The 2785-nt window shown below is 27.6% G+C and carries 1 protein-coding gene and 1 pseudogene; both read right to left on the reverse strand.

Annotated elements, in window-relative coordinates; genetic code table 11:
- Window positions 1-88: 88 nt before the first annotated feature.
- Window positions 89-2188: a class 1b ribonucleoside-diphosphate reductase subunit alpha gene (nrdE, locus tag J7G74_RS11115; RefSeq protein ID WP_297135280.1), complete on the reverse strand. Its 2100-nt coding sequence runs from the start codon at window positions 2186-2188 to the stop codon at window positions 89-91.
- A gap of 409 nt (window positions 2189-2597) precedes the next feature.
- Window positions 2598-2785: pseudogene (locus J7G74_RS11120) on the reverse strand (NADH peroxidase); the annotation flags it as partial.

Genomic DNA, 2785 nt, shown 5'->3' on the forward strand with positions numbered 1-2785 from the left:
AAAAAGCTTGAGTAAAATTATCATCTTCTTTATTCCAGTTAACTGCTTTGTGTATTTTATTTAATGTAAATGTCATAATTTCACCTCCCTATACAGAACACATTAGACACTCATTATCATCTCTTGTCAGTTTTGTTCTTGTGTAATATAAACTTTTTAAACCTTTTTTATAAGCATATATATAATATTTTGCTATATCTCTAGTCGTTTTATCATCAGTTACAAATAATGTGGTAGATATACCTTGATCCACATGTTGCTGAGTAGTCGCAACAATATCTATAACTTTTCTCATATCCATTCTATATGCCGATTGATAGTAAAGCATATTTTCATTAGTTAAAAATGGCATAGGATAAATAGTAGTAGAATCACCATAAGTTCTAACTTCAACAGGATCTGTAATTGGCATTATACTTGAAGTTGCATTTTGCACATAACTAATACTTTGAGTAGGTGCTATAGCTGTTAAATAAGCATTATATATTCCTTTTTCCTTAACATCATCTAATAATTTTGACCAGTCATCAGTTGTAGGAACATAAATTCCTTCAAATAAACTTTTAATTTTATCTGATTTTGGTAAATAAGATTCTTTATAGTATTTTGATAACACTATACTTTCTTTACCTTTAGCATATTCCGATTTTTCAAAACCATCAAATGTTTTATTTTTCTCTATTGCTATTTCCATAGATGATTTAATTGCATAATATCTTATCATTGCAAAAAATACATTACAAAACTCAACGGCCTCTTCTGAAGTATATAAAATATTTTCTCTTACTAAATATCCATGTAAATTCATAGCTCCCAATCCTATAGAATGAGATTTGTCATTACCATTTTTCACTGTAGGAACTTGTTTTATATCTGTTTTATCAGATACAAAAGTTAAGGCTCTAATAGCAGTACTGACAGTAGATTCTATATCCTTATTATCCATAACATTTGCTATATTTAGTGAGCCTAAATTACAACTTATATCTTGTCCCCAATTATTTTTGTCTCCGTATCCTTTTATATCTGAAGATGTTTGATATTGGAATATTTCGCAGCATAAATTAGACATCTTTATTGTACCAACATCTTTTAATACATGTTCTTTATTGGCAGTATCTATAAATATTACATATGGATATCCACTTTCTTGTTGCATCTGTGCTATTTTGGTTAACATTTTTCTTGGATTTATTTCTTTTTTTCTTATATCTTCATCATTTGCAAGCTTATCATACCATTCATCCATTTTTATCTCATCTAGATTAACACCATATTTTTTATATACACAGTGAGGATAAAATGCATAAGCTATTTCATTTTTTTCAGCTAACTCCATAAATTTATCATGAATAATTGCACCTAGTGATAAACTTGTCAACCTTATCTTTTCATCAGCATTAATTTTCTTTGTATCCATTAATAGCTCAAAATCTGGATGGAATACACTTAAATAAACTGCTCCAGCTCCTTGTCTAGCACCCATTTGGTTAAAGTAACTGAAGGATTGTTCTAACATTTTAGCTACACCAACAGGTCCACCAGCTGCACCTTCTATACCTTTTATAGATTCTCCTGATGCTCTTAGTTTAGTTAAATTTAATGCTACACCGCCACCTATCTTAGATAAATGGTTAGCGGAAGATATTGCATAAGATATTCCCTCTGTACTATCTTCTATTGATAATAAAAAACACGAAACCATTTCTCCTGATCTTTTTCTTCCAGCATTTAAGAAAGTAGGTGTAGCAGGTTGGAACTCTTGCTTTATTAATTTATCTGCTAAGTTTAAAGCTAATTCTTCATCCCCATTAGCAAGGGCTAGAGATACTATTAATACCTTATCATTATAAGTTTCCAATATTATTTTTCCATCATTACTTTTCAGTGCATAGTTTTGATAAAATTTATTTGCACTCATATATGACTTAAATTTAAAGTTACTCTCCTTTATAAGTTTGTAAACTTTTTCGATAAAGGGCATATTGTATTTGTTTATTACTTCTTCACAATAATAGTCATTTTCTATTAAATATGTAAGCCTCTCTTCTAAATTATTAAATTTTTTAAGTCTTGGTGTAACGTAATCTTTTATATAGCTTTCTAAAGATTCTTGGTCTTTTTCTAATTGATATTTCCCTTCTTTGTCTTTTATGATAACTTGGTTATTAAGTTCTATCCAGTTCATTCTTACCATCCTTTTAATATAATTCATTTGTTTATATCTATTGTTTTTCTCATCTAAATCTAAGGTCTATTTATACCTGTTATGATGTATGTACACTATATATAGTTATAAATTTTGACCACAAGCACTATATATAGTATATACACATTTTTTATCAATCTAAAACTGTTTGTTATATTAATTTTTTATGTTAAAAGTTAGTTCTACTATAAATTTCTATTTTTAATAATTTATTATAACCTTACTTAATAGTATTTATTACTTGACTTAATATTCTACTATAAACATAAAGCTATACAAATACATAAAAAGTTATCATATTATACAAACAAAAAAAGACTGATTCACAACTAATAATTAGTTGTGAATCAGTCTTTTATTAAGGTAAGATTTTATTTATATATTAAGCTTATTTTCCAAAATGTCTGTTTAATAATCCTAAGAATGCTTTACCATGTCTAGCTTCATCTTTACACATTTCATGAACTGTATCATGTATAGCATCTAATCCTAATTCTTTAGCTCTCTTAGCTATTTTTAATTTTCCTTCAGTAGCTCCATATTCAGCTTCTACTCTTGCTTCTAAGTTAGCTTTTG

The sequence above is a fragment of the Terrisporobacter sp. genome (assembly GCF_017888745.1).
In the GTDB taxonomy this organism is placed as follows: Bacteria; Bacillota; Clostridia; order Peptostreptococcales; family Peptostreptococcaceae; genus Terrisporobacter.

Coding starts and splice junctions, on each gene's coding strand:
- nrdE (WP_297135280.1), bottom strand. CDS start 2,188: ATGAACTGGATAGAACTTAATAACCAAGTTATCATAAAAGACAAAGAA.